This window comes from Nocardioides aromaticivorans (assembly GCF_013408525.1).
Lineage (GTDB): Bacteria > Actinomycetota > Actinomycetes > Propionibacteriales > Nocardioidaceae > Nocardioides > Nocardioides aromaticivorans.
In genome coordinates, this window is sequence record NZ_JACBZM010000001.1 from 3,247,390 (window position 1) to 3,271,583 (window position 24,194).

Sequence of the window (24,194 nt, forward strand, 5' to 3'; positions counted from 1 at the left end):
CGTCGACGACGTCCTAGGGCGCCAGGCGCGTCGCGACCAGCTCCACGGCCGGTACGTCCGCCGGCGCCCAGTCCAGCCCATCCAGCGCGCCCGGTGCGACCCAGCGGAGCGCGGTGTGCTCGGTCAGCTGCGGCGTGCCGGACACGATCCGGCACCAGAAGGTCGTGAGCACGACGACGACCCGGCCGTCGTCGTACCGGGTGGTGGCGATCTCGTCGCCCACCTTGACGACGCACCGGAGCTCCTCGTCGATCTCACGCTCGAGCGCGAGGCGGCCGGACTCGCCGTGCTCGACCTTGCCACCGGGGAACTCCCACTTGCCCGAGAGCGACCCGTCCGGACCGCGCTGGGCACAGAGCACCAGGCCGTCGCGCACGATGACGGCGCCGACGACCTCGATCTCTGGCTGGCGAAGGCGGTCGTCCATGACGGCAGCCTAGGAGCCCGCGTCAGTAGGTCTCGAAGGTCACGACCGGCTCGCCGTCGACCAGGTCGACAGTGGCGTTCACGTAGAGGTCCACCTGCTCGGTCTCCTTCGTCCAGTCGGCGGCGCCGAAGCCGTACGACGCGTCGTACTCGTAGGTCACGGTCGCCTCCCCGGTCTCGTCGGACGAGAGGCTGGCCGGGAAGGTCCCGTCGAAGTAGTCCCAGGAGACGGTGGGCATGGTGGTGAGCGTCCAGACCACCTTGCGCTGCTTGTCGCCGGACGCGAAGGCGTCCTGCGGGCAGTCCTCGGGGGAGAGCTCGGTGGCCTTCATGCACGCGTCGACCCAGTCGGTGATCGCGGTGTCCACCTTGTCGCGCAGCTGGTCGGACGGTCCGGGCTGGCCGGTCTCGGCGTAGATGCCGAAGGAGTCCGCGGCGGGGACCGAGGTGGATTCGTCGCTGGGCTCGAGCCACGGGTTGTCGCCGTAGGGGTTGAAGACGTAGGAGCCGGGGAGCGCCCAGAAGTCGGCATCTTCGCCACCATCGGCCTCGACCGTGACGCCGTTGGCCTCGACGGAGGTGCTGGTGTCGGGCACCGAGACCGTCACCTCGCGGGCCAGGCCACCCTCGTCGACCTTCCAGTCGTCGAAGAAGAGCGCGCGCTTGCCGTCGGGGCTGAGGGTCAGCTCCACATCGTTGCCGTCCTCCGGGCCCTCGAGGTCCACGGTCACGGTGATCGTGTCGCCGAACTCCTCGACGTCGGTGATCTCGTAGCCGGTGATGCGGTCGTCGGCTGCGGCGTACACCTCCTCGGTGAGGAGCGCCACCGATGCCTCGTCCTCGTCGACCGGGGCCAGTTGCAGCACCTTGTCGACGTCGCCTGCGACGACCGCGTCGAGGTAGGCCTCGGCCCGCTTCTCCGGGTCGGCCAGCGTCGAGCCGACGATGCTGAAGACGAGGACACCGAGCAGGCCGAGCCCACCGATGACGGCGGCCGCGACCAAGCCCTTCTTCGCGCGGGCGCGATCGCCGGGCGACATCGGGATGCGCTGGACCGGGCCCGCTGGTGGCGTCGGCCGGGTCGGGCCGGCCGCCAGCCGTCGGACGACGGCGTCGGGCAGCGATCCGACGAGGGCCGGTGCGACGAAGCGTGAGAGCGCCTCGATCGCAGCACCCCAGAGCGCCAGCACCGGGATCAGCCAGTAGGCGCCGCTGTAGGTGATGCCGCCGTCGACGCCGAACAGGGCGCCCGAGAGGCGCACCGTCGAGATCATGCACACGAGGAGCGCGCCGACGGCGTACGCGATCGGCAACGTCGCCCAGGAGGCCGGGTGGGCCAGCCACGCACGGTCCCCACCGCGGCGCAGGTGCCACGCGATCGAGGCGACGACCAGGAACAGGACGGCCAGCACGGGCAGCACGACGGCGGGGAACCAGCCGAGGTCCCACGCGAACGCCTGCTCGCCCGCTGCGGTGACCGCGCCGACGTGCGCCATCGCGAAGGCGCCGAGGGCGAGGGTCGGACCCCAGACCAGGGCGTAGAGGGCAGCGTCGAGGCCGCTGTCGACCAGCATCCAGACCACGGCGATCGGCACCAGCAGCACCACCCAGGCCAGCACGTGCTGCGTCACCAGGTGCGTGCCGCGCCGTACGTCGGCAGGAACCGCGGCCGGCCACAGCGCCCCGTGCACGGACTGTCGCCCGAGAAAGGCGGCGCCGCCGGCGAGGATCAAGGTCCCGAAGAACAGGCCGACCGTCGCCGAGTGCATGACGAGGTCGTCGTCGCGCATCGCCAGGACGCGCGTAGCCACCACGGCGACGACCGCGGTCGCGAGCGCACCGCAACCGGCGAGGATCGCCCGCTCCAGGGTGCTGCTCGTCGGCGCGGAGCGCTCGCTGCGCCGTGACAGTCGGAGCACGGCGAAGACGAACACTGCGGTGATGAACAGCGGTGGGGCGAACAGGTGCAGCGCGAACTCGTCGTCGCCCAGCCCGATCGACCCGCCCAGCGCCATGCCGGCGATCTGGAACGGGATGCCGATCAATGTCCCGATCACCTTGATGTCGATGTCGCCGGAGGGGTCCCCGTCGCTGGAGCCGTCGGCCTCGAGCGCGATCGCCAGCACGATCAGGCCCATCAGCACCAGCGACGCACCCAGCGAGATCGCGTACGCCAGCAGCGGCGCGCCGCAGGAGCGCACGATGCTGCGCAGGGTCGGCACCGTGGTGGCGACGACCCGCGGTGGCAGGGCGGGAGGCGCCGGGGGACCGGTCGGTGGCGGTGGCGGTGGCGAAGCAGGGCTCGGCGAGCCGGGGTTGTCCATGCGGGGCATCTTGGCGGGGCGGCCCGACGGAATCAGGGGATTGGCGGAAATGGGACGAGGTCGCGGTTGCTAGCGTCGAGACGTGCCCGCCCGCGACCGCGCCGACGTCGTACGACGTGCGAAGGCGCTCCTCGGCCGCACGATCACCGGTCACGGCGTCACCGTCCGGATCACCGAGGTGGAGGCCTACGGCGGGGTCGAGGACCCGGCGTCGCACGCGTTCACGCGCACGCCGCGCTCGGAGATCATGTACGGCCCGGCGTACCGGCTCTACGTCTACCGCTCCTACGGCATCCACTTCTGCGCCAACGTCGTCACCGGGCCAACGGAGATCGGGGCGGCGGTGCTGCTGCGCTCCGGGGAGGTCGTCGACGGCCTCGACCTGGCCCGGCTCCGGCGCAACCACCCGGCCCGGGACGCCCAGCTGGCGAGGGGGCCCGGCAACCTCGCGCAGGCGTTGGGGATCACCCTCGACGACCTCGGGACCGACCTCCTCGCCGACGACACCGACCACCCCGACCCGCACGACACGCGGGTCCACCTCGGCCCCGAGCCCGCCCGCAGGCCCCGGATCGGGACCGGCCCGCGGGTGGGCGTCTCCAAGGCCGCCGACGTGCCGTGGCGGTTCTGGATCGACGGCGACCCGACCGTCTCGGCCTACCGGCGCAGCCCGCGGGCGCCGGCCCCGGAGCACTACGCTTCCGGCACGTGAGCACTGAGTCGTCGTACACGAACGTCACCCTCGACCCGCAGGCCAACATCTACTTCGACGGCGCCTGCGTGAGCCACACGTTCTTCCTCGCCGACGGCACGAGGAAGTCGGCGGGCGTGATCTTCCCGGCCAGCCTGACCTTCGGCACGGCCGCGCCGGAGGTCATGGAGCTCAACGCCGGCTCGTGCCGCATCAAGCTGGCCGGCGAGGACGAGTGGACGACCTACTCCGCCGGCGAGTCCTTCAGCGTGCCGGGCGACTCGTCGTTCGACATCGAGGTCACCGAGACGCTCGGGTACGTCTGCCACTACGGCTGATGCAACCCCGCGCGGGGTCCCACTCGTGAGAGGGACATGAGACCGAAGCCCCGCGACGCGGAGTTCGAGGAGTTCGTCCGGAGCAACCGGAGCAGGTTGCTCGGGACGGCGACGGTGCTGACCGCCGGCGACCACCACCTGGCCGAGGACCTGGTCCAGGGGACGCTGGTGCGGATGTACCTCGCCTGGGGTCGGGCGACGAAGCGCGGGGGAGCGGCGGCGTACGCCCGTCGCGTCCTCGTCAACAGCTTCATCGACCACCGCCGGCGACCGTCGGTCTCCCGGGAGACGGCGACCGCCGAGCTCCCCGACCGGGCGGGTGCGCCTGCGGAGGAGCCGGTGGACGCCGCGCTGCTCGCGGCGCTCGGCGCGCTGGCTCCCCGCATGCGGGCCGCCGTCGTGCTGCGCCACGTCCTCGACCTGAGCGTCGAGGACGCCGCGGAGGTCCTCGGCTGCAGCGAGGGCACGGTCAAGAGCCAGACGGCTCGTGGCCTGGCCCGGCTGCGCGAGGTGCTCCCGGAGCCCGCCCCGGTCCCGCCCCCTCACGAAGGAGACCTCGCATGACCGACCTCGACGACATCACCGGCCGCCTCCAGCGCCTCGACACGCAGCCGTCCGCCACCACCGACGAGACGGTACGACGCGACCTGCTCCGCGCCCGTGGCGCGGCCAGGCGACGGGCCGCCCGCCGCTTCACCGCGGGCATCGGCGTCGCCGCCGTGACCGCCGTCGGCGTCACCCTCGTCGTCAGCAACCAGGGCGCCACGAGCGAGAAGCCGCCGACCATCGCCCAGCCCAGCCAGACCCCGGACGCCAGCGTGGACCTGGTCGCCTACACCGGGGCCCAGCAGCCCGGCTTCGTCGTCACGAAGGTCCCCGAGGGCTTCGTGCTCGAGGGCGCGACCCCGTTCAACCTCAACATCGCCCGCGCCGGCGACACCAGTGGCCTCGACGTGTTCGAGGACAAGCTCGTGGTGATGCTCGAGTCCTCGTCGGTCACGACGCCCCCCGAGGGCGATCCGGTGGAGGTCGGAGGGTTCGACGGCTGGCTGCGCAACAGCGAGGGCGGCACCTGGACGCTGACGTACGACGACGGCGACCACCGTGTCGTCGTACAGGCCTGGAAGTCGCTGGGCCTCACCGCCGACCAGGTGGTCGAGTTCGCCGAGGGCGTCACCGTCACCGCGCAGGCGCAGGCGGGCGTCGGCTGAGTTCCACCAATCGCCGGACAGCTCCGCCTCCCGGTCGTACGGTCCGGGGACTGGGAGGTGGAGATGTCAGGGATGCGGATCGGATGGGCGGCGCTCGTCGCCGCGCTGGCCGTCACGGCGGCGGGCTGCGAGATCGACGACGGCGAACCCACCGCCGGCGACCCGGTCGTCACGCAGACGGTGACGGAGACCGCGACCGCGGAGCCCACGGAGGTCGCCACCAGCGTCGAGCCGGTCGCCGAGGAGCCGACGTACGTCGTCACCCATGTCGTCGACGGCGACACCATCGACCTCGACAGCGGCGACACGGTCCGCCTGGTCGGCATCGACACCCCCGAGCGCGGCGAGTGCGGGTTCGGCCCGGCGCAGTCGGCCATGAAGCGGCTGGTCCTCGGCAAGGAGGTCACCCTCGTCGAGTCCGACGAGGACGCCGACAAGTACGGCCGGTTGCTGCGCTACGTCGAGGTCGGCGACCTCGACGTCGGCCTGCGGATGATCCGCAAGGGCCTCGCGATCGCCCGCTACGACTCCCGCGACGGCTACGGCCGCCACCCGCGCGAGGACCGCTACATCACGGCCGACGAGGCCGCGGCCGACGTCACCTGCCCGAAGCCGGAGCCGAAGCCCGAGGAGCCCCGCGGCTTCGCCGACACCGGCGAGAAGGGTGGCGACTGCGAGCCCGGCTACGACCCGTGCGTCCCGCGCTACCCGCCGGACCTCGACTGCGCGGACGTCGGCCCCGTCACCGTCACCGGGGCCGACCCGCACGGGCTGGACCGGGACGGCGACGGGGTCGCCTGCGGAGGGGACTGAGGTCAGGCAGCGGCGACGAGCTCCGCCTCGTCCTCGCCCACCGCCTCGCTGGTACGACGACCGCGCCAGTCGAGCACCAGCCCGCCGATCGCGACCAGCGCACCCAGCGCCGAGACCGCGGTCGCGAAGGCCAGGCCCGGCTGGAAGCCGTCGAGCGCGGCCGCGGGGGACTCGACGCCCGTCGTACCCGACGTGATGATGGCCGTGGTGACTGCGAGGACGATCGCGGCGCCGACCTGCATCGAGGTCTGCAGCACGCCGGCGGCGAGACCTTGCTCGTCGTCGTCGATCCCGCTCGTGGCCTGGATGTTGATGGCCGGGAAGCCGATCCAGCCGGCGCCGATGAGCAGCAGCGGCGGGAGCAGCACGCCGAGATAGGTCGGCGCGGTGTCGAGTCGCACCAGGAACAGCAGGTAGCCCGCGGCCATGACCGTCATCGTCACCGCGATGATCGGCGCGGTGCCGTAGCGGTCGACGAGCTTGTCGGAGAAGACCGCCGACAGGGTGACCATCAGGCCGATCGGCAGCAGCGCGAGGGCCAGCTCCAGCGGGCTCCAGCCCAGGCCGTCCTGCAGGAACAGGGTGACGATGAACTGCCAGCTGAAGTAGGACCCGCCGACCGCGACGATCGCGATGCTGGCCCGCACCAGCGTGGCCTTGCGCAGGATCCCGAGCCGGATGAGCGGGTGCGCGATCCGGCGCTCGATCGTGACGAACGCGGCGAACAGGGCGGCGACGCCCACGAAGGACAGCACCGTCCGGGCCGAGGCCCAGCCCGCCTCGGGCGCGGACACGACCGTGTAGACGAGCAGGAGCATCGCGGCACCCGAGGTCAGCGCGCCGAGCAGGTCGTGCCCGCCCTCCTCGGCCGGCTCGTCGTGCGGGACCAGCACCCACGCCGCCGCGAGGGCGAGCAGCGCGATCGGGACGGGGAGCAGGAAGGTCCAGCGCCAGCCGACGCCGGTCATCAGGCCACCGAACAGCAGGCCGGAGGAGTAGCCGCCGGCACCGAAGACGGTGTAGATCGACAGCGCCTTGTTGCGGGCCGGTCCCTCGGCGAAGTTCGTCGTGATGATGGACAGGCCGGTGGGTGCGGTGAACGCGGCGGCGAGGCCCTTGATGAACCGGGTCGCGATGAGCAGCGGGCCGGAGCTGACCAGGCCCCCGAGCAGCGACGCCGCGGCGAAGACGGCGAGCGCGATCAGGAAGACCCGGCGCCGGCCGAGCAGGTCGGCGGTCCGGCCGCCGACGAGCAGCAGGCCGCCGTACCCGAGCACGTAGCCGCTGATCAGCCACTGGAGCGAGGACGTCGACAGGTCGAGCTCGGCGCCGATCGAGGGGAGCGCGACGCCGATCATCGAGACGTCGAGCCCGTCGAGGAAGAGCACCACGCACAGCGTGATGAGCAGGCCCCAGGTGCGGCCGGACCAGCGGATCGCGCTGCCGGCGGCGGACTGGTGGGGGTTGAGGGATGTCGAGGACATGGCATGGAAGACTTCCATGCATGTGCATTCAATGCAAGCGCAAATAATGCGTTTGCATAAAAGTAACCTGCTGGCTAGGATGCGAGCGTGTCCAAGGCGCCTGCCCCGAGCGCGCTGGTGGAGGAGTGGCGACAGCTGCTCGACCGCCACGCGGTGGTCAGCTGCGCGCTCGAGAAGGCCCTCCAGGACCAGCACGGCATCGGCCTGAGCGAGTTCGAGACCCTCGACCGGGTGGTCGACGCCAACTGCGGCAAGTACCGCATGGCCGACCTCGCCGGCGACATCCACCTGAGCCAGAGCGCGCTCTCGCGCGCGATCACCCGGCTGGAGAAGGACGGGCTCGTCGAGCGCTCCGCCTGCGCCGACGACCGCCGCAGCGTCTTCGTCTGCCTCACGCCCCAAGGCCGCGAGGTGTACGACGCCGCGCTGCCCACGCACCGCGCGGTGCTCGAAGGCACCTGGGGCGCCTGACCTGCTGGCGCGCCCCGGACGTCACTCCGTGACGGCGGGCTCCCGGTTGAGCACCCGGGTGAACCGGGTCCGGTTGGCCGCGGCGTTGCAGAACAGGATCACGGCCAGGCCCAGCCCGGCGTACACGAACAGCACGGCGAAGGCGCCACCCGTGGCGGCGTCGGGGAAGTACATCGCGTCGCGGGCCACGGTCGCACCGGCGCCCGGCGGCAGCAGCTGGCCCACCGTGTGGCCGGCCTTCGGCAGCATCTCGGGGGCGATCGAGGAGCCGGAGATGATCAGGCCGACGGTGAAGTAGAGGCCGCCGATCAGGGATCCGGCCGGCCCGACGAGCGCCACGACGGCCGCCGTCGAGGCGGTGACCGCGAGCGAGATCAGGGCGAGTCCCCAGAAGAGCGTGACGTGGTCGGCGCCGTCGCCGACGCCGAAGAGCGCCATCGCGAGCAGCGCGACACCTGCGGACGCCACCGCGTAGACGACCAGCAGGGCTGCGTGGCCCAGGCCGCGCAGGGCCGAGCGGTCGACCAGGCCGCGCAGCCGGCCCAGCGCGAGGGAGGCGATCGACCCGCCGAGGCACAGCGCCTGGATGACGAAGCCGAGCGAGCTGCCGGCGCTGTCGTCCTCCGGCAGGGGTACGACGTCGGTGACCGGTGGCGGCGTGGTGAGGGCCGCGAGCGTGGCGACCGGGACCGGCCTGCCCGCCGTGGTCAGTGCCTGCACCTGCTCCTGGACCTGCTGTTGGTAGACCTTCGTGTACTGCGCCCGGAACAGGTTCGCCACCGACGGCGAGGCCGCGGAGGCGACGTACAGGGTCGGGGTGCTGCCCTGGAAGGCGACGCCGCCGTAGGCGTCACGCTCGCGGATCGCCTGCTGCAGCGCCTCCGCGTCGTCGTACGACTCGACCTTGAACTGGCCGTCCTTCTCCAGCTGCTGGGCCTGTGCCTGCTGCTCGGCGCTGCCGACCACTCCGACCGGGAGGTCGTGCGGCGAGGGGGAGTGGGCCATCGCGAGGTAGTAGACGGCCAGCACCAGCTGGATCAGCGCGCCGGTGACGGCGATGGCGAGGCCGAGCCGCGACAGCTTGCGGAACCCGCCGGGGGCAGGAGCGGTGTCGGTCATCGGGTCAGCCACAGTTGTCGCAGATGCCGGTCGCGGGGATCGCCATGAAGCACGTCGGGCACACGGCCACGACGGGCTCCGCCTTGACCGGCTTCGCGGGCGCCTTCGGGGCCCGCGGCGTGGTCGCCTTGCGGGTGCCGGTCGCCGTCGGCAGCGTCGACTTCCGGACGACGGGCACCTCGACGACGGGCACCTCCACGACCGGCGGCACCCAGCCGGGCGGCGGCGGGTCGGTGATCGAGAACCGGCCGAGGATCTCCCGGGCCGCGTCGGTGGGCTGGTGCTTGGGCCGGGTGACGATGTCGAACGGCGACGACGCACCCTCGAGGAAGGTCTGCGCGTCGGGGCGCAGGGTCTCCGGGATGCGGCGGTGGCGCCAGCGCTGCGGGGTCGCGCCCTTCTGGGTGATGGTCACCAGGTCCGGCCGGTTCCACGCGACCAGCGCCCAGTCGTCGTGGTGGCTGGTCGCCCACACGGCCACGGCGAGGTCGCCCGCGTCGGCGGCGGCACGCAGCGCGATCCGCTCCGGGTTGGAGAACCGGCCCCGGACGTGGAGGACGCCGGGCAGCGGCTCGGTGACGTCGTACTCCTCGCCCTGCAGCTGGTCGACGAGGGGGCTGAGGTCAGGCGTGGTCTCCATCGCCTCCGAGGGTAGTCGAGTCCTCCGCGTCGTCCGAGACCGCACCCGTCGCCTCGGCGATGATCGTGGCCATCGCCACGCGGGCCGCCTCGGCGTCGCGCGAGCGGACCGCGCGGGCCACCTCGACGTGCAGGTCGACGGCCTCGTCCTTGGGGTGCGCCGGCATCAGGTGGTGGTGCGTGCGGCCGGCCAGCACCTCGGCCACGACGCCGTCGAGGGCGGCGAGCATCTCGTTGCCGGAGGCCTCGAGCAGCACGCGGTGGAAGACGATGTCGGCCTGCAGGAAGGCCTCGAGGTCGCCGGCCCGGCCGTGCACCACCATGTCGTTGGCGGCGGCGGTGAGGGCCCCGCACTGCTCCGGCGTCGCGCGTACGGCGGCCAGGCCGGCCGCCACCGGTTCGAACCCGCTGCGCAGCTCGCCCAGCGAGCGGAGCTGGTGGGGGCGGTCGCCGGAGTCGAGGCGCCAGCGGATCAGGCGCGGGTCGAAGACGTGCCACGACGTGCGGGGCAGGACGGTGACGCCGACCCTGCGCCGCGAGGCGACCATGCCCATCGACTCGAGGACCCGGACCGCCTCGCGGGAGACGGAGCGGCTGACGTCGTACTCGGTGTCGATGCCGTCGAGGGTCAGCACGGCGCCCTCGCCGAGCTCGCCGTCGACGATGCGCCGGCCGAGTGCCTCGAGGACGTCCTCGTGCAGCGCGGTGCGGGCCACGGCTCCTCCAAAGATCAGATTTATTTGGCTGCGGGGTTGTTAAAAGCAGATTAATGGATGCACACTGTGACGGCCAGCACACCGGACCACTGGAGGACCCATGAGCAGCACCCTGCCGCACGACGGGGGCGCACCCCTGATCGTCGTGATGGGCGTGTCGGGGTCGGGCAAGTCGACGGTCGGCGCCGCGCTCGCGCAGCGCCTCGGCGTCCCGTTCGAGGACGCCGACGACCTCCACCCGGCGGCCAACATCGCGAAGATGTCGGCCGGCATCCCGCTGGACGACGACGACCGCCACCCGTGGCTGGAGACCATCGGGGAGTGGCTCGCCGCCCACGACGGCGACGGTGGCGTGATCAGCTGCTCCGCGCTCAAGCGCAGCTATCGCGACCAGCTCCGCGCTCATGCAGCGCGGGCCGTCTTCGTCCACCTCCACGGCACCCGCGAGGTCATCGCGCGGCGCCAGGCCAGTCGTCCCGGCCACTTCATGCCGGCCTCGTTGCTCGACTCGCAGTTCGACACGCTCGAACAGCTCGCCGACGACGAGGCCGGTGTCGTCATCGACGTCGACCAGACGGTCGACGCGATCGTCCAGCAGTACGTCGACCTGAGCGTCGACCACTCCTGAGGAGACCCGCATGTCCGCACACCTGGTCCTTGCCGCCGGCACCGACCTCATCGAGCCGATCAACACCGAGGGCAAGCTGGTCCTGGCTGCCCTCCTCGGCATCGGCGTCATCGTCGCGCTCATCATCGGCGCGAGGCTGCACCCGTTCCTCGCCCTGACGGCCGGCGCGCTCGTCGTCGGCCTGACGGCCCGGATCGGGCTCGACGGCCCGATCGGCGAGCGTTTCGAGGCGTCGATCGCCAGCTTCACCACCGGCTTCGGGTCGACGGCTGCCGGCGTCGGCATCCTGATCGCCCTCGGCGCCATGTTCGGCAAGCTGCTCGCCGACAGCGGGGGAGCCGACCAGATCGTCGACACGATCATCGGCCACGCCTCGCCGCGCGCCCTGCCGTGGGCGATGGCCGTCGTCGGCGCGATCATCGGCCTGCCGATGTTCTTCGAGATCGGCCTCGTCCTGCTGATGCCGGTGATCTACCTCGTCGCCCGCCGCTCCGGCCAGTCGCTGATCACGATCGGCATCCCGGCGCTCGCCGGCCTCTCGGCGATGCACGGCCTGGTGCCGCCGCACCCCGGCCCGCTGACCGCGATCGACTACCTCGGCGCCGACCTCGGCACCACGCTCGCCCTCGGCGTCGCCGTCGCGATCCCGACCGTGATCATCGCCGGCCCGGTCTTCGGGCTCGTCGGCCGCTACGTCACCGTCGAGGTCCCGCACCGCTTCGAGTCCACGGAGGAGGAGGACGCGAGCGGCCGCCCGTCCTTCGCGATCACCCTCGCGTCGGTCCTGCTGCCGGTCTTCCTGATGATGGGCAAGGCCCTCGCCGACATCTTCATCGACGACGAGACCGCCCCGCTGCGCAGCGCGCTCGACGTGATCGGCACCCCGCTCATCGCGCTGCTCATCGCGGTCGTGGTCGGCATGTTCACCCTCGGCCACGGCATGGGCCGCGACGGCGTCGCGAAGTCGATCGAGTCCTCGCTGCCCGGCGTCGCCGGCATCCTGCTCATCGTCGCCGCCGGCGGTGGCTTCAAGCAGTCGCTCGTCGACACCGGCATCGGCACCCTCGTTGCCGAGAAGGTCGCCGACTCCAACGTCTCGGTGCTGGTGCTCGCGTGGTTCGTCGCGGTCCTGATCCGCCTCGCCACCGGCTCGGCCACCGTCGCCACGGTCACCGCGTCGGGCCTGCTCGCCCCGCTGACCGCGCAGCTCTCCAGCGGCGAGGTGTCGCTGATGGTGCTCGCGATCGGCGCGGGCTCGGTCTTCTTCTCCCACGTCAACGACGCCGGCTTCTGGCTGGTGAAGGAGTACTTCGGGATGACCGTCGGCCAGACCTTCAAGACCTGGTCGGCCATGGAGACGCTGCTCTCCGTCAGCGGCCTGGCGTTCGTGATGGTGCTCAACGCGTTCATCTAGCAGCGAACGGGACGAAAAGACGCTGGTCCACCACTGGACCGGTCGGGGAGGATGACGGGGTGGCTGATCCCGTCATCCTCCTGGTCTCCTCCGACCACATCGACGTCCTGACCGAGCAGTTCCACCGCTACCAGCGCGAGTACGACGTCCGGCCGGCCACCAGCGCCCGCGAGGCGACCGCGATCCTCCAGCGGGCGCGCTCGACCGGGCAGCCGGTGGCCCTGATCGTGACCGACTCCCAGCTGCCGGACGAGAACGTCCTGCTCGCCATGCACGACTGGCGCACCCTCGTCGCGACCGCCCGGCGGATCGTGGCGATCCCGATCGAGCGCTTCGCGGAGGAGAGCCAGTCGCTGCGGCCCTATCTGCAGAAGGGCAAGTTCGACACCTACCTCGTGCTGCCGCAGGGCCGCCGCGACGAGGAGTTCCACTACGCGGTGACCGAGCTGCTCAGCGACTGGGGCGCGACGGTCGCCACCTCCGAGATCGACTCGGTGCGGATCATCACCCCCGACAGCCGCCCGCTCGCCCTGGCCATCCGGGACTTCCTCGACCGGCAGGGGATGCCGCACCGCACCTACGCCCCCGACACCCCGCAGGGGCAGGAGGCGCTCGCGAAGGTGGACGGCGAGGCGTCGTACCCGCTGGTGCACATGAGCTCCGGTGTCTTCGCGGACCGGCCGGTCCTGATGCCGACCTCGACGCGCGACCTGGCCGCGATGATCTACGGTCGACCGTCCGACATCCACTGCGGCGACGTCGTCGACTTCGCGGTCGTCGGTGCCGGCCCGGCGGGCCTCGCCGCCGCCGTGTACGGCGCCTCGGAGGGCCTGTCGACCGTGGTGATCGAGTCGGAGGTGATCGGCGGGCAGGCCGGCACCAGCTCGATGATCCGCAACTACCTCGGCTTCCCGCGCGGCATCTCCGGGCAGCGGCTCGGTCAGCGGGCGCGGGTCCAGGCGATCCGGTTCGGCGCCCGCTTCTTCACCGGCTGGCCGGTCGTCGAGCTGCGGCCGGGCGCCGACGGCGAGCCGCACGTGCTGGTCACCGAGGGCGGCAAGGTGCACGCCCGCTCGGTCCTGGTCGCCTCCGGCGTCGCCTACCGACGGCTCGGCGTGCAGCCGCTCGAGGACCTGGTCGGCATGGGCGTCAACTACGGCGCCGCCATGACCGCCGCGCGCGAGATGGAGGACCGCGACGTCTACGTCGTGGGCGGCGGCAACTCCGCCGGCCAGGCCGCCGTCCACCTCGCCCGGTTCGCCCGCTCGGTGACGATCCTGATCCGGCGCGAGGACCTGGCCGCGACGATGTCGAAGTACCTCATCGACGAGATCGAGTGGAACCCCCGCATCGCCGTGCGCCCGTGCACGGAGATCATCGACGGTGGCGCCGACGACACCGGCCAGCTCGGCTGGCTGCAGCTGTGCGACGTGCGCACCCGGGAGGAGGAGCGGGTCAGCGCCGGCGGGCTGTTCCTGCTGATCGGCGCCGCGCCGCACTGCGACTGGCTCGGCGACGCGGTGCTGCGCGACGAGCGCGGCTTCGTGCTGACCGGCCGCGACGTCCCCACCGACTGCTGGATCGACGGTCTGCCGCCGGAGAACCTCGGCACCTGCGTGCCCGGCATCTTCGCCGCCGGCGACATCCGCGCCGGCTCGATGAAGCGGGTCGCGGCCGCCACCGGCGAGGGCGCGTCGGCGGTGTCGCTCGTGCACGGCTACCTGGAGGGTTTGCGGGTACCGACCGCGCCATGACCAGTGGAATCGACCTCGGCCGCCCCGAGTCGGGCGACATCATCGACCTGATCACCGACGACCACCGTCGCTTCGAGCACCTGCTGGCGCAGCTCCGACTGGGCACGGCCGACCGCGACGCCGTACGCCGCGCGTTCGCGAACGTGCTGATCGCCCACGGCGAGGCCGAGGAGGACCTCGTCTACCCGGTGCTGCGCCAGCAGGCGGGGGATGTCGACGCCCACGACATCGAGCACGGCAAGGAGGAGCACGCCGAGGGCAACGAGGCGCTGCTCGCCGTCCTCGAGCTCAAGGGCACCGACACCCAGGCCTTCACCGACGCGGTCGAGGAGCTGAGCAACCTCGTCGCCCACCACATCGCCGAGGAGGAGCTCAGCATCCTCGAGCCGGCCCGCACCGAGGTGTCCAACAAGGTGCGCTGGGACCTCGGCGAGAAGTGGTCCCGGCGCCGCAACGAGCTCATCGACCAGGACTGCGGGTCGGCCGAGAACGTGCGCCGGATCGTCGAGGCCGCCAAGCGGGAAGGCGTCCTCGAGGACGCCTGACCCGGCGGCTCAGGCAGGGGCGACGATCCCGGCCGCCACGCCGACCTCGCGGTACGCCGCCGCCAGCGAGTCGACCGTCTCGTGGGCGTTGAGCCCGCTCGGGTTGGGCACCACCCAGAGCTCGGCGCCGGCGAGGTCCTCGGGCTGCCGCCCGGGCATCGCCCTCGGCTTCCCGAAGGCCGCACGGTAGGCGGTGATCCCGGCGATCGCGACGACGACCGGTCGCTCGCGCTCGACGAGCGCGGTCAGCTCGGCGCCGCCCGCCCGCAGCTCCTCGTTGGACAGCTCGGACGCCTTGGCCGTCGCGCGGTGGACGACATTGGTGATGCCGATCCCGCGGTCACGGAGCAGGTCGCGCTGGGCGTCGTCCACCCCGTTCGCCGGGTCGATCGGCTCGGTGATCACGCCCGCCTTCAGCAGCGCGGGGTAGAAGCGGTTGCCGGGGTGCGCGAAGTGGGTGCTGGTCGCCGCCGTCCACAGCCCCGGGTTGATCCCCACGAAGAGCAGCCGCAGCACCTGGCCCGGCCGGGTCGGCAGCAGGTCGGGCACGACGGCGTCGCGGAAGGACTCGAGCTCGGCGCGGGTGAAGGTACGGCGGGCAGTGCTCACCGCTCCATCCTCTCCGACGCCCTCGGAGCGATCATCGTGTGGTCTCGCGTGCACCTGGTGAACGCAGCACCACACGATCACGCGCACCCGGGGCACGGGTGCGTCGAGCCGGTCCAGCCGCGCTGCTGCAGCAGTGCGCCGATGCGTGGCGCGGTCCGGCACTGGCCGCCGAACACCTGCCCCCAGGCCAGCCGCACCGTGTCCCGCCCGGCCACTGCAGCGTCGAGGTCTCGCTCGAGATCGCGATCGCGGTTGCGGATCCCCGAGTGGTGCAGGCGTCCGTCGAGCTCGACGATCAGGCCGAACGCGGCGTACACGACGTCGCGGTAGAGCGAACCCTTGGCCGACTCGTGGACCTGGCGCTCCGCGGCCGGTATCCCGTGCGCTCGTTCGACGCGGTGCAGGTAGCCGTGCTCGAGGGCTGAGCACGTACCTGACGCGACGTCGTCGATCACCGAGCCGAGGAAGGTACGGCGGGCGATCCGGGCCCGCCCGGTCAGGGCTGTTCGGAGAGCCACCGGCGACACCCGCCGGTTGCCCACGGCGTCCGCGAGCACGCCGACCGCATCGACGTCGGTGTCCGCCGCGGCGGCCAGGTCGAGGACGTACTCCTCGGCCCGCTGTCGCGGCGGGAAGGTCGACCAGACCACGCTGTCAGGAAAGCTCCGGCTCCGCTGAATGTCCACGCCCGGGACCTTCAACGTTCGCTGCCAGTCGACAACGACCTCGATCGGTCGGCGGTCGTCCGCGGCGCTGCGTAGTCGTGCGTCAGCCGACCGGAGCGCCGAGGCACCGCGGAGGCCGGCGGGCCAGCACGCCAGGACCGCGGCCCAGGACCGCTGGTGCCATGACAGCGCCCCGGTGTGGTCGATGTACACGCTGGAGTGGACACGCACCAGCTCGCGGCGACGAACCATCCTCGCGATGTCGTGGTCGCCGAAGCCGAGGTCGAGGAGCTGGGCGCGCGTGACCAGGCCGCCCTGACAGGCCTGCCGGTTCCTGAGCTGGTGGTGTGCCTCGTCCATGCGCCGACCCTGAACGGCCTGCGACCCGCTCGCAACCCCGTCGCGGGCGACCTGTGGACAACCCTTCGGTCGGTGATCGTGTGGCCGTGCGTGCACCTGGCGAACGGAGAGCCACCCGACGACGCGGGGCCTGCGTGCGAGGATCGGCGCCATGGCCGGGTGCAACACCTTCGTCGAGGGCGACAACCTCGACGTCCTGGCGACCCTGCCCGGCGAGTCCTTCGACCTCGTCTACATCGACCCGCCCTACAACACCGGCAACGACTTCGCCTACCGCGACGACTTCCGCGGCGAGCGCGGGGAGGGCGCTCGGGGCCGGCACGCCGCGTGGCTGGCGTTCATGCGGCCCCGGCTGGAGGCGGGCCATCGCGTGCTGGCACCCACCGGCGCGCTCTTCGTCAGCATCGACGACCACGAGGTCGCCCACCTGCGCCTCCTGCTCGACGAGGTGTACGGCGAGCAGAACTTCCTCGCCCAGGTCGTGGTCAACCTCAACCCGAAGGGCCGCCAGCTCGGGAAGGGCTTCGCGACGTCGCACGAGTACCTCCTCGTCTACGCGAAGGACGCCACCCGCTGCGTCCTCGACGCGTCGTCGTCGACGACCGTCGTCGAGTCGGACTTCCCGCTCGTCGCGGACGACGGCCGCCGCTACCGCCGGCTCCCGCTGCGCAACACCAACAAGAAGTTCAACCCGCTCACCGCACCGACCCTGCACTTCGCCGTCTGGGGCGACCCGGAGACGGGACGCGTCGCCACGGAGCCCTTCGCGGGCGGGGTGGAGATCAAGCCCGTGTTCGGCGACGGTACGCCGGCGGTCTGGCGCTGGTCCCGGCCCCGGATCGACGCGCGGCCCGACGACCTCGAGTGCCGCCGGGTGCGGGGCGCCCGGGGCGAGCGGGTCGACGTCTTCCAGCGCGACTGGCGCCACCCGGTCGGCGGCCGCCGCAAGAAGCTGCCGACCATCTGGCTCGCCGAGGAGGTGGGCTCGACCGACACGGCGGTGGCCGAGCTCAAGGCGGTCCTCGGCCACGTCTTCGAGTCGCCGAAGCCGACGGGGCTGATCCGCCGGGTCCTCGACACCATGCCCGCCGACGCGCGGGTCCTCGACTACTTCGCCGGGTCCGGCACCACCGGGCACGCGGTCGCGCTCGCCAACGCGGCCGACGGCGGGCGTCGTACCTGCCTCTCGGTGAACTCCGCCGAGCCGACCCGGGTGGGCTCGAACGCGGAGCGCGCCGGCTACGCCACCGTCTCGGCGATCACCCGCGCGCGGCTGGCCGCGGTCGAGGCGCTGCTCAGCTGACGCCTGCCGCCTTCTCCAGCGCCGCGAGCTCGTCGTCGAGGAAGGTCAGCAGTCGCTGCAGGTGCGGGACCGTACGACGGCAGCCCGTCAGTCCGAAGCCCATGTTGCCGGCGTAGGAGGTGCAGGTGATGTTGAGCGCCATGCCGTTGATCGGGATCGAGACGGGGTAGTTGCCGACGAGCTGCGCGCCGTTCCAGTAGTGGGGGACGCGCGGCCCGGGGACGTTGCTGATGATCAGGTTGAACGGCGGGCGCACCATGCCCTGCATGCCCAGCGCCGGGATCACGATCGACGGGGCCATGCCGATCGCGCTCATCGCGACGATCTGGGTCGGCGTCATCGACGACAGCGCCTCCTTGCCGTCCTTCATCGACCGGCTGATCGTGCGGAGGCGGTCGGCCGGGTCGGCCATGTCGGTGGCGAGGCGCACCATGACCGAGCCGATGGCGTTGCCGCCGGCGGACGAGGCGGTGCCGGCCTGCTTGGCGTTGAGCCCGACCGGGACCATCGACACCAGCGAGCGGTCCGGCAGCGCGTCGAGCTCGGCCAGGTAGGTCCGCATCGCGCCGCTGCACATCGCGAGCACGACGTCGTTGATCGTCGTACCGGTGGACTTGCCGACGGCGCGCATCCGCTCCACCGGCCAATCCTGGGCGGCGAAGCGGCGGGCGCCGGTGATCGACTGGTTGAAGATGGTGCGCGGTGCCGCCAGCGACACCGCGGAGGTCTCGTTGCGCAGGCCCTTGCGCAGCGTCTTGACCAGCGCGACCGGCATGCCGGCGGCCTCGGCGCTGATGCTCATCGCGCCGCGCAGCACGTCGGCGGGCAGGTCGGCCAGCGTCTTCGCAGCGGTCGTGGCCGCGTCGACGGCCGCGGCCGGCAGCGACTCGGCGGTCTCCTCCGGCTTCCGGCGCCGCGAGGCCCCCTCGGCGAACGGGGCGGGCATGTTGCGGCGGTCCTCGTCGGGCGACAGGACGCTCGCCATCAGCCGCATCGCGGAGATCCCGTCGACCAGCGCGTGGTGGAGCTTGGTGTACATCGCGACCCGGCCGTCGGCCAGGCCCTCGATCACGTGCGTCTCCCACAGCGGGCGCTCCCACGCGAGCCGCGTCGAGTGCAGCCGGCCCACCAGCTCGAGCAGCTCGCGCACGCGACCGGGCTGGGGGAGCGCGCTGTGCCGCACGTGGTGCTCGATGTCGAACTGCTCGTCGTCGCGCCAGACGAGGGTGCCGCCGGTCTTGACCGAGCGGTGGGGGTGCTTGAGGAAGAGCGGCGCGATCCGCTCCGTGTCGCGCATCGACTCGAACATCTCCCGGACGTAGCCCGGACCGGCGTCGGCCGGCGGCTCGAAGAGCTGGAGCCCGCCGACGTGCATCGGCTGGTTGCGGTTCTCCGAGAGCAGGAAGGCGGCCGAGGTCGGGTCGATCGGGCGGAATCCGGGAACAGAAACCACGGGGGTCTCCTTTCGTCGCAGGCCCTGATCCTTGCGCGTCGTGACCCCGGTCACAACCGGGTCCCGCGTTTCGGTTGGCCGGGATCGGTTAGGACTCGGACGTGAACCACTTCTCCACCCCGGCCGGCTGGTACGCCGACGGCGACGGCTGGGAGCGCCGCTGGGACGGCTCCAGCTGGACCGACGAGCGACGCCGGAAGAACGAGCCGACCCAGATCCGGGAGACGCCGGCCACCGCCCCCGAGGAGACCGTGGCCCCGGCCGAGCCGCCCGCTCCCGCCGCACCGGCCCCGCAGGCCGCCCCCCAGGGGCCGCCGCCGACCGCGCCGCCCGGGGCGCCGCCGGGCTACGGCCACATCCCGTCGCTGCCCTCGCCGTCGTCCCCGTCGTCCCCGTCGAGCTGGGGTACGCCGCCGCAGGGCCCGCCCCCCGGTGGACGGCGCACGAGGCGGCTGGGGCTGTGGATCACGCTGGTCGTCGTACTCCTGGTCGTGGTGGGCACCGGCATCACCCTCGCGGTGCTGCAGCCGTGGGACGGCGGTGGCGGCTCCGCCGACGACCCGAACGACCCCGACCAGCCGGCCAAGGCTGCGATCCAGGGCGACATCAACGGCGACGGCTACGGCGACGCCCGCTACTACTTCTACCTCGACTACGACAAGGTGACGAAGGTCGAGCAGATCAGCAACGGCAACGGCTTCACCCCCGAGGAGACGCCGGTCGAGCCGTCCAGCGAGCCGGAGGAGCTCTACTTCGACTGGGACGGCGACGGCGTCAACGAGCAGCTGGAGTGGCAGTTCGTGGCGTCCGGCAAGCAGGTCACGCTCACCTCGACCGACGACGAGTTCCCCGACGACCAGTCGTTCACCCTGTCGCTGTCGTCGCTCAAGGAGTTCGGCGACCCGGAGGTCCAGGTCGTCAGCGGCGACTTCGACGGCGACGGCGACCAGGACCTGGCCGTCGCGAGCCCCAACGACCGCAACGTCGACATCTCCGTGCTGGCCAACGACGGCACGGGCACCTTCGCCGACCCGGCCCTGTGGCTCTCGCTGCCCAACGCCGTGATGGACGTCCTGCGGCTCTACCCCGGCGACTTCGACAAGGACGGCGACACGGACCTGTGGGCCCAGCTGCCGTCGGAGCGGCTCGACGACGAGGACTACGACGGCTACTACTCCGGCGACCGCGGCTACGCCCTGCTGACCTCCACCGGCTCGAAGCTCGAGGCCGGCGCGGTCGGCTCCACCGGGAAGTACTTCCAGGCCCTGCTCGTCGGCGACGTCATCGGCGACGGCACGGCCAGCCTCGTCGGCATCGACACCAACTCGGTCGACGGGACCATCGAGGTCAAGGCCTACGACGTCTCCAGCGGCACCATCCAGGAGGTCAAGGGCTTCACCGGGACCTCGAAGATCGGCTCCCGCAACCTCCAGGGCGCCACCCTCAGCGATGTCGACGGCGACGGCAAGGCCGACGTCGTGTTCGTGGTGAAGGGCTTCACGGAGTCGAAGTTCTCCGGCGTGCAGGTGATGACGTCGACCGGAGCGGTCTTCGAGTCCGCACTGGTGTGGGCCGAGACGCCGACCTGCCAGGACGACGACTGCCGCATCGAGTTCATCGGCACCTCGCGCTACTGACGCAGGCTCAGCCGTCGAGCTCCTCGCGGAGCTCGGTCACGACGGAGTCGACGACGGCGACCAGGTCGTTGCCGGTGCGCTCGGCCACGGCGCGCTGGCGGACGTACGACGGTCCGCGCGCCGGGATCTCGAGCACGGAGGCCAGCTCGGCCTCGCAGCCCAGGCGCTCCGCGGTCGGCTGCAGCTGCTCGACCAGGTCGGCGAGGTCGTCGGTGACGAGCCGCTCGTTGGACTTCGCGTCGAGGATCACGATCGCGTCGACGCCGTACCGGGCGGCGCGCCACTTGTTCTCCTGCACGTGCCACGGCGGCATCGTGGGGAGCTCCTCGCCGGCGGCCGCGCGGCCGTCGAGCCAGATGACCAGGCAGTGCATGAGGGCGACCAGCGCGGCCATGTCGGACAGGGTCGAGACGCCGTCGCAGATCCGGTTCTCGAGGGTGCCGTGCTTGACGGCGGGGCGCAGGTCCCAGCGGATCTCGCTGAGCTCGTCGATCACGCCGGTGGTGATCTGGTCGTGCGCGAACGCCTCGAACTCCTCCCACCGCTGGAACTGGAAGGGCAGGCCGGCGGTCGGCAGCTGCTGGAACATCAGCGCGCGGTTGGAGGCGTAGCCGGTGTCCACCCCCATCCAGATCGGCGACGAGGCCGAGAGCGCCTGGAGGTGCGGGTAGTAGGTCAGCAGGGCCGAGAGCACCGGCAGCACGCGGTCCCTCTCGGGCAGCCCGACGTGGACGTGCACGCCCCAGATGAGCATCTGCCGGCCCCACCACTGGGTGCGGTTGATGAGCTCCTCGTAGCGGTGGCCCTCGGTCAGCTGCTGGCCGGTCCAGTCGGCGAAGGGGTGCGTGCCGGCGCCGTACAGGTCGAGGTCGAGGTCGTCGGCGGCGGCGGTGACGTACTGCAGGGTGTTGCGCAGGTCGGCCATCGCGTCGCCGACCGTGGGGCACACGCCGGTCACGACCTCGACGGTGTTCTTCAGCAGCTCCTTGTGCAGCTTGCCGGGGTCGGGCATCCGCGGCTTGGCCCGCGCGAACAGGTGGGCGGCGTCGTTGCGGAGGTCGCGGGTACGGCGGTCGACCAGCGCGAACTCCCACTCCACCCCCAGTGTCGGCTCGGCCGAGCCGTGGAAGTCGATGCGCACACGACAAGCGTAGGGGTAGCCGAGCCGCGTGGCGGTGCCCGCGGTGCCGACGGGAAACCTGTCAGCATGAGTGGATGGACGACCTGCGGACCCTCCACCGCACGCTCGACCTTTGCCTGAAGGTCGGGGAGGTGCTGCTCTCCTCGGGGGCGGGCGCCCCCGACGTGGTGGCGACGATGCGCGCGCTCGCCCGTGCGCTCGGGGTGCGCCACACGCAGGTCGACGTCACCTTCACCTCGCTGGCGATGAGCGTCCAGCAGGGCCTGGACGAGCCGCCGGTGGTGCAGCTGCGCGCGGTCACCCAGCGCGACATCGACTACGAGGACCTCACCCGCGTCGACCACCTCGTGCGGGCGGTCGTGGCGGGGGAGGTCGACCTCGAGGGGGCTCGCACCGAGCTCGCCGCGATCGTGTCCTCGGGCCACGCCCGTCCCCGCTGGATGGCCACGCTCGGGGTGGGCCTGATGTGCGGCGGCGTCGGCCTCCAGCTCGGGGGCAACGCGGTCGTGGTGCTGGTCGCGATGCTCGCGGCCGTGTGCATCGACCGGCTGCAGCTGCTGATGACCCGCCGCCGGCTGCCCGGCTTCTACCAGCAGGTCGCGGGCGGCGTCGTCGCCACGATCCTCGCCGCCCTCGGCACCCGCCTCGCCGAGCCGTGGGTGCACCTCAACGCCTCGCTCGTCGTGACCGCCAACATCGTCATGCTCCTCGCCGGCATCGGGTTCGTGGGCGCCATCCAGGACGCCCTGTCCGGCTTCTTCGTCACCGGCGGCGCCCGCGTCCTCGAGGCCGTGCTCGCCACCGCCGGCATCATCGCCGGGGTCAGCGGCGGGCTGTCGCTGTGCGCCCGGATCGGGCTGGAGATCCCGCGCCTGGCCCTCCCGCGCTTCGACCTGGTCAGCGTGACCTCCGCGGCCGTCGGTGGAGGCGTGGCCGCGGCGGCGTTCGCCTTCGCCTGCTACGCCCCGCTGCGCACCCTCGTGCCCGTGGGCGTGCTCGGCGGCGCCGCGATCGCGGCCACGGAGCTGATCTCCGAGGCCGGCTTCGGCCGCCCCTGGGCGGTCGGCGTGGCGGCGTTCTTCATCGGGCTGTTCGGCTACACCGTCGGCCGCCGGTTCCGGGTGCCGCCGCTCGTGGTCGTGGTCTCGGCCGTCGTACCCCTGCTGCCGGGGTTGTCGATCTACCGCGGCCTCTTCCTGCTCTCCGAGGAGAGCGGCCAGCAGGTCGCGCAGGGCCTGCTCGCGATGGTCACCGCCGCATCGGTCGCGATCGCGCTCGCCTCCGGCGTCATCCTCGGTGAGTACGTCGCCCAGCCGGTCATGCGCGAGGCCCGACGGGTCGAGGCGCGGCTCGCCGGGCCGCGCCTGGTGGGGGTCACCCGGGTCGCGCGACGCCGCCGGTCACGAGGGTGACGTTTCACGGCGCATTTCCGTGGGAGGCTGAGCCCGATCACCTCATCTCAGCACGGGAGAAACCTGATGAAGAAGACCACCCTCGGCCTCGGCGCCATCGCGCTGGCTGCCGCACTCTCGCTCACCGCCTGCGGTACCGACGAGGGCAAGCTCGCCAAGGAGTACTGCGACCTGCTCAAGGACGCGACCTCCGCCGCGGACTCCGGCGACACGGCGAAGGCCGCGGAGGCCAGCAAGGCCCTCACCGACTGGCTGGAGAAGAACAAGGACGTCAAGGGCGACGAGGACGAGTTCACCGACGCCGTCAAGGACGAGTGCGGCGACATCGCCAACCTGCCCTGATCCCTTCAGGCTCACGAGCCGGGCTCCCGCACGGGAGCCCGGCTCGCTGCATTTCGGGGCGACGGGGCAGCCGCGTCAGGGGAGCGTGTCGATGATCGCGGGCAGTGCCGAGGTGATCACCTTGACCAGGTCGTCGCGGGTCAGGCCGGCGGGGTTGTCGCACCAGGTGAGGACGAGGTCCTCGACCATCGCCTGCCAGGCGTGGATGACCAGCCGGACCGCGGGGGTGTCGGGCAGGTCGAGGGTCCCGGTGTCGACGGTGAAGAAGCGGTCGGCGAGCGCGGTGAAGGTGGTCTCGTAGATCGCCCGCAGGGCCTCGTTGCTGCCGGCGGCCGACTTGAGCAGGGACCGGTAGGCGTCCTGGTTCTCGATCACGTAGTCGACGTAGCCGGTGATCGAGCCGAGCAGCCGCTCGAGCGGCTCGCCCTCGGCCGGGGGAGCGGTACGGCGGTAGAGGTCGTCGGCGGCGTACTGCACGACCGCCTCGAGATAGCCCTGCTTGCCACCGAAGTAGTGGTAGAGCAGGCCGCGCGAGATGCCGGCCTCCTCCGCGAGGGTGTCGATCGACAGCTCCTCCAGCGACCGGTTGGTCAGCAGGCGGATGCCGAGCTCGAGGAGCTGCAGGCGCCGCTGGTCGGGCGTCAGGCGGCTCCGCGATCTCGGGGAGGGGGTGGTCGTCGTCACGCGACCCACTCTATT

At 72.0% G+C, this 24,194-nt stretch carries 25 protein-coding genes; 14 read left to right on the forward strand and 11 right to left on the reverse strand.

The genetic code is table 11. From position 1 onward, the window contains the following. Positions 1 to 13: 13 nt before the first annotated feature. Together BJ993_RS15445 and BJ993_RS15450 are read right to left on the reverse strand one after the other, a co-directional pair. Entirely contained in the window at positions 14 to 427 is a 414-nt protein-coding gene (locus BJ993_RS15445) for a (deoxy)nucleoside triphosphate pyrophosphohydrolase (protein WP_179649755.1), read from the reverse strand. Positions 428 to 449: 22 nt separating this feature from the next. Then, positions 450 to 2,750: a hypothetical protein gene (locus BJ993_RS15450; protein WP_179649757.1), complete on the reverse strand. Its 2,301-nt coding sequence runs from the start codon at positions 2,748 to 2,750 to the stop codon at positions 450 to 452. Positions 2,751 to 2,832: 82 nt separating this feature from the next. On the opposite strand from BJ993_RS15450, the gene BJ993_RS15455 reads away from it, so the two are divergent. From BJ993_RS15455 to BJ993_RS15475, 5 genes are all read left to right on the forward strand, one after another. Continuing rightward, positions 2,833 to 3,462: a DNA-3-methyladenine glycosylase gene (locus tag BJ993_RS15455; protein WP_179649759.1), complete on the forward strand. Its 630-nt coding sequence runs from the start codon at positions 2,833 to 2,835 to the stop codon at positions 3,460 to 3,462. Next, positions 3,459 to 3,779: a pyrimidine/purine nucleoside phosphorylase gene (gene ppnP / locus BJ993_RS15460; RefSeq protein ID WP_179649761.1), complete on the forward strand. Its 321-nt coding sequence runs from the start codon at positions 3,459 to 3,461 to the stop codon at positions 3,777 to 3,779. Before BJ993_RS15455 ends, ppnP begins: the two co-directional genes overlap by 4 nt. 36 nt (positions 3,780 to 3,815) lie before the next feature. Next, on the forward strand, positions 3,816 to 4,343 hold the full coding sequence (locus tag BJ993_RS15465) for a SigE family RNA polymerase sigma factor (RefSeq protein ID WP_179649763.1): 528 nt from the start codon (positions 3,816 to 3,818) through the stop codon (positions 4,341 to 4,343). After that, positions 4,340 to 4,990 (forward strand): hypothetical protein, encoded by a 651-nt coding sequence (locus BJ993_RS15470; protein ID WP_179649765.1) that lies wholly within the window; start codon positions 4,340 to 4,342, stop codon positions 4,988 to 4,990. The genes BJ993_RS15465 and BJ993_RS15470 overlap by 4 nt, the downstream gene beginning before the upstream one ends. Before the next feature lie 72 nt (positions 4,991 to 5,062). Then, positions 5,063 to 5,803: a thermonuclease family protein gene (locus tag BJ993_RS15475; protein ID WP_179649767.1), complete on the forward strand. Its 741-nt coding sequence runs from the start codon at positions 5,063 to 5,065 to the stop codon at positions 5,801 to 5,803. 2 nt (positions 5,804 to 5,805) lie between these two features. Here BJ993_RS15475 and BJ993_RS15480 read toward each other — a convergent pair whose 3' ends face one another. Beyond that, on the reverse strand, positions 5,806 to 7,287 hold the full coding sequence (locus BJ993_RS15480) for an MFS transporter (protein ID WP_179649769.1): 1,482 nt from the start codon (positions 7,285 to 7,287) through the stop codon (positions 5,806 to 5,808). 87 nt (positions 7,288 to 7,374) lie between these two features. Between BJ993_RS15480 and BJ993_RS15485 the strand changes: the two genes are divergently transcribed. Beyond that, on the forward strand, positions 7,375 to 7,758 hold the full coding sequence (locus BJ993_RS15485) for a MarR family winged helix-turn-helix transcriptional regulator (protein WP_179649771.1): 384 nt from the start codon (positions 7,375 to 7,377) through the stop codon (positions 7,756 to 7,758). 21 nt (positions 7,759 to 7,779) lie between these two features. Here the strand turns inward: BJ993_RS15485 and BJ993_RS15490 are convergent, their stop codons facing one another. Genes BJ993_RS15490 through BJ993_RS15500 form a run of 3 tightly spaced genes read right to left on the reverse strand, consistent with a single transcriptional unit; the run spans position 7,780 to position 10,232 of the window. Continuing rightward, positions 7,780 to 8,877, reverse strand: a complete 1,098-nt coding sequence (locus BJ993_RS15490) for an ABC transporter permease (protein WP_179649773.1) — start codon at positions 8,875 to 8,877, stop codon at positions 7,780 to 7,782. Positions 8,878 to 8,881: 4 nt separating this feature from the next. Continuing rightward, positions 8,882 to 9,517, reverse strand: a complete 636-nt coding sequence (locus BJ993_RS15495; RefSeq protein ID WP_179649775.1) for a hypothetical protein — start codon at positions 9,515 to 9,517, stop codon at positions 8,882 to 8,884. Continuing rightward, positions 9,501 to 10,232 carry a FadR/GntR family transcriptional regulator gene (locus BJ993_RS15500; protein ID WP_036547616.1) on the reverse strand — a complete coding sequence of 244 codons (732 nt, stop codon included), beginning with the start codon at positions 10,230 to 10,232 and terminating at the stop codon, positions 9,501 to 9,503. The genes BJ993_RS15495 and BJ993_RS15500 overlap by 17 nt, the downstream gene beginning before the upstream one ends. A gap of 100 nt (positions 10,233 to 10,332) precedes the next feature. Between BJ993_RS15500 and BJ993_RS15505 the strand changes: the two genes are divergently transcribed. The 4 genes from BJ993_RS15505 to BJ993_RS15520 are packed head-to-tail and all read left to right on the forward strand — an operon-like array spanning position 10,333 to position 14,573. Further along, on the forward strand, positions 10,333 to 10,860 hold the full coding sequence (locus tag BJ993_RS15505) for a gluconokinase (protein WP_257026895.1): 528 nt from the start codon (positions 10,333 to 10,335) through the stop codon (positions 10,858 to 10,860). 10 nt (positions 10,861 to 10,870) lie between these two features. Further along, positions 10,871 to 12,274, forward strand: coding sequence for a GntP family permease (locus tag BJ993_RS15510; RefSeq protein WP_036547618.1), 1,404 nt, complete (start codon positions 10,871 to 10,873; stop codon positions 12,272 to 12,274). A 59-nt stretch (positions 12,275 to 12,333) separates the two neighbouring features. After that, complete coding sequence (locus BJ993_RS15515) at positions 12,334 to 14,028, forward strand: NAD(P)/FAD-dependent oxidoreductase (RefSeq protein WP_036547621.1); 1,695 nt, start codon at positions 12,334 to 12,336, stop codon at positions 14,026 to 14,028. Then, the gene (locus BJ993_RS15520; RefSeq protein ID WP_036547624.1) at positions 14,025 to 14,573 is read left to right on the forward strand and encodes a hemerythrin domain-containing protein; all 549 of its coding nucleotides are present in this window, start codon (positions 14,025 to 14,027) and stop codon (positions 14,571 to 14,573) included. Before BJ993_RS15515 ends, BJ993_RS15520 begins: the two co-directional genes overlap by 4 nt. 9 nt (positions 14,574 to 14,582) lie before the next feature. On the opposite strand, the gene BJ993_RS15525 is transcribed toward BJ993_RS15520, so the two are convergent. Together BJ993_RS15525 and BJ993_RS15530 are read right to left on the reverse strand one after the other, a co-directional pair. Beyond that, complete coding sequence (locus BJ993_RS15525; protein WP_179649777.1) at positions 14,583 to 15,182, reverse strand: mismatch-specific DNA-glycosylase; 600 nt, start codon at positions 15,180 to 15,182, stop codon at positions 14,583 to 14,585. Between the two features lie 77 nt (positions 15,183 to 15,259). Beyond that, on the reverse strand, positions 15,260 to 16,207 hold the full coding sequence (locus BJ993_RS15530) for a type IV toxin-antitoxin system AbiEi family antitoxin domain-containing protein (RefSeq protein WP_179649779.1): 948 nt from the start codon (positions 16,205 to 16,207) through the stop codon (positions 15,260 to 15,262). Positions 16,208 to 16,358: 151 nt separating this feature from the next. Here BJ993_RS15530 and BJ993_RS15535 point away from each other — a divergent pair, with 151 nt between their 5' ends. Then, positions 16,359 to 17,510 (forward strand): site-specific DNA-methyltransferase, encoded by a 1,152-nt coding sequence (locus BJ993_RS15535; protein WP_179649781.1) that lies wholly within the window; start codon positions 16,359 to 16,361, stop codon positions 17,508 to 17,510. Here BJ993_RS15535 and BJ993_RS15540 read toward each other — a convergent pair. Then, entirely contained in the window at positions 17,503 to 18,963 is a 1,461-nt protein-coding gene (locus BJ993_RS15540) for a WS/DGAT/MGAT family O-acyltransferase (RefSeq protein WP_308645593.1), read from the reverse strand. The genes BJ993_RS15535 and BJ993_RS15540 overlap by 8 nt on opposite strands. A gap of 101 nt (positions 18,964 to 19,064) precedes the next feature. On the opposite strand from BJ993_RS15540, the gene BJ993_RS26615 reads away from it, so the two are divergent. Next, positions 19,065 to 20,600 carry a DUF2510 domain-containing protein gene (locus BJ993_RS26615; RefSeq protein ID WP_179649783.1) on the forward strand — a complete coding sequence of 512 codons (1,536 nt, stop codon included), beginning with the start codon at positions 19,065 to 19,067 and terminating at the stop codon, positions 20,598 to 20,600. Positions 20,601 to 20,607: 7 nt separating this feature from the next. Here the strand turns inward: BJ993_RS26615 and BJ993_RS15550 are convergent, their stop codons facing one another. After that, positions 20,608 to 21,741, reverse strand: a complete 1,134-nt coding sequence (locus BJ993_RS15550; protein ID WP_179649785.1) for a glutamate--cysteine ligase — start codon at positions 21,739 to 21,741, stop codon at positions 20,608 to 20,610. 74 nt (positions 21,742 to 21,815) lie between these two features. On the opposite strand from BJ993_RS15550, the gene BJ993_RS15555 reads away from it, so the two are divergent. Together BJ993_RS15555 and BJ993_RS15560 are read left to right on the forward strand one after the other, a co-directional pair. After that, the gene (locus tag BJ993_RS15555) at positions 21,816 to 23,153 is read left to right on the forward strand and encodes a threonine/serine exporter family protein (RefSeq protein WP_179649787.1); all 1,338 of its coding nucleotides are present in this window, start codon (positions 21,816 to 21,818) and stop codon (positions 23,151 to 23,153) included. A 66-nt stretch (positions 23,154 to 23,219) separates the two neighbouring features. Next, positions 23,220 to 23,495 (forward strand): hypothetical protein, encoded by a 276-nt coding sequence (locus BJ993_RS15560; protein ID WP_036547642.1) that lies wholly within the window; start codon positions 23,220 to 23,222, stop codon positions 23,493 to 23,495. Positions 23,496 to 23,570: 75 nt separating this feature from the next. On the opposite strand, the gene BJ993_RS15565 is transcribed toward BJ993_RS15560, so the two are convergent. After that, positions 23,571 to 24,179, reverse strand: a complete 609-nt coding sequence (locus BJ993_RS15565) for a TetR/AcrR family transcriptional regulator (protein ID WP_036547645.1) — start codon at positions 24,177 to 24,179, stop codon at positions 23,571 to 23,573. Positions 24,180 to 24,194: the final 15 nt, after the last annotated feature.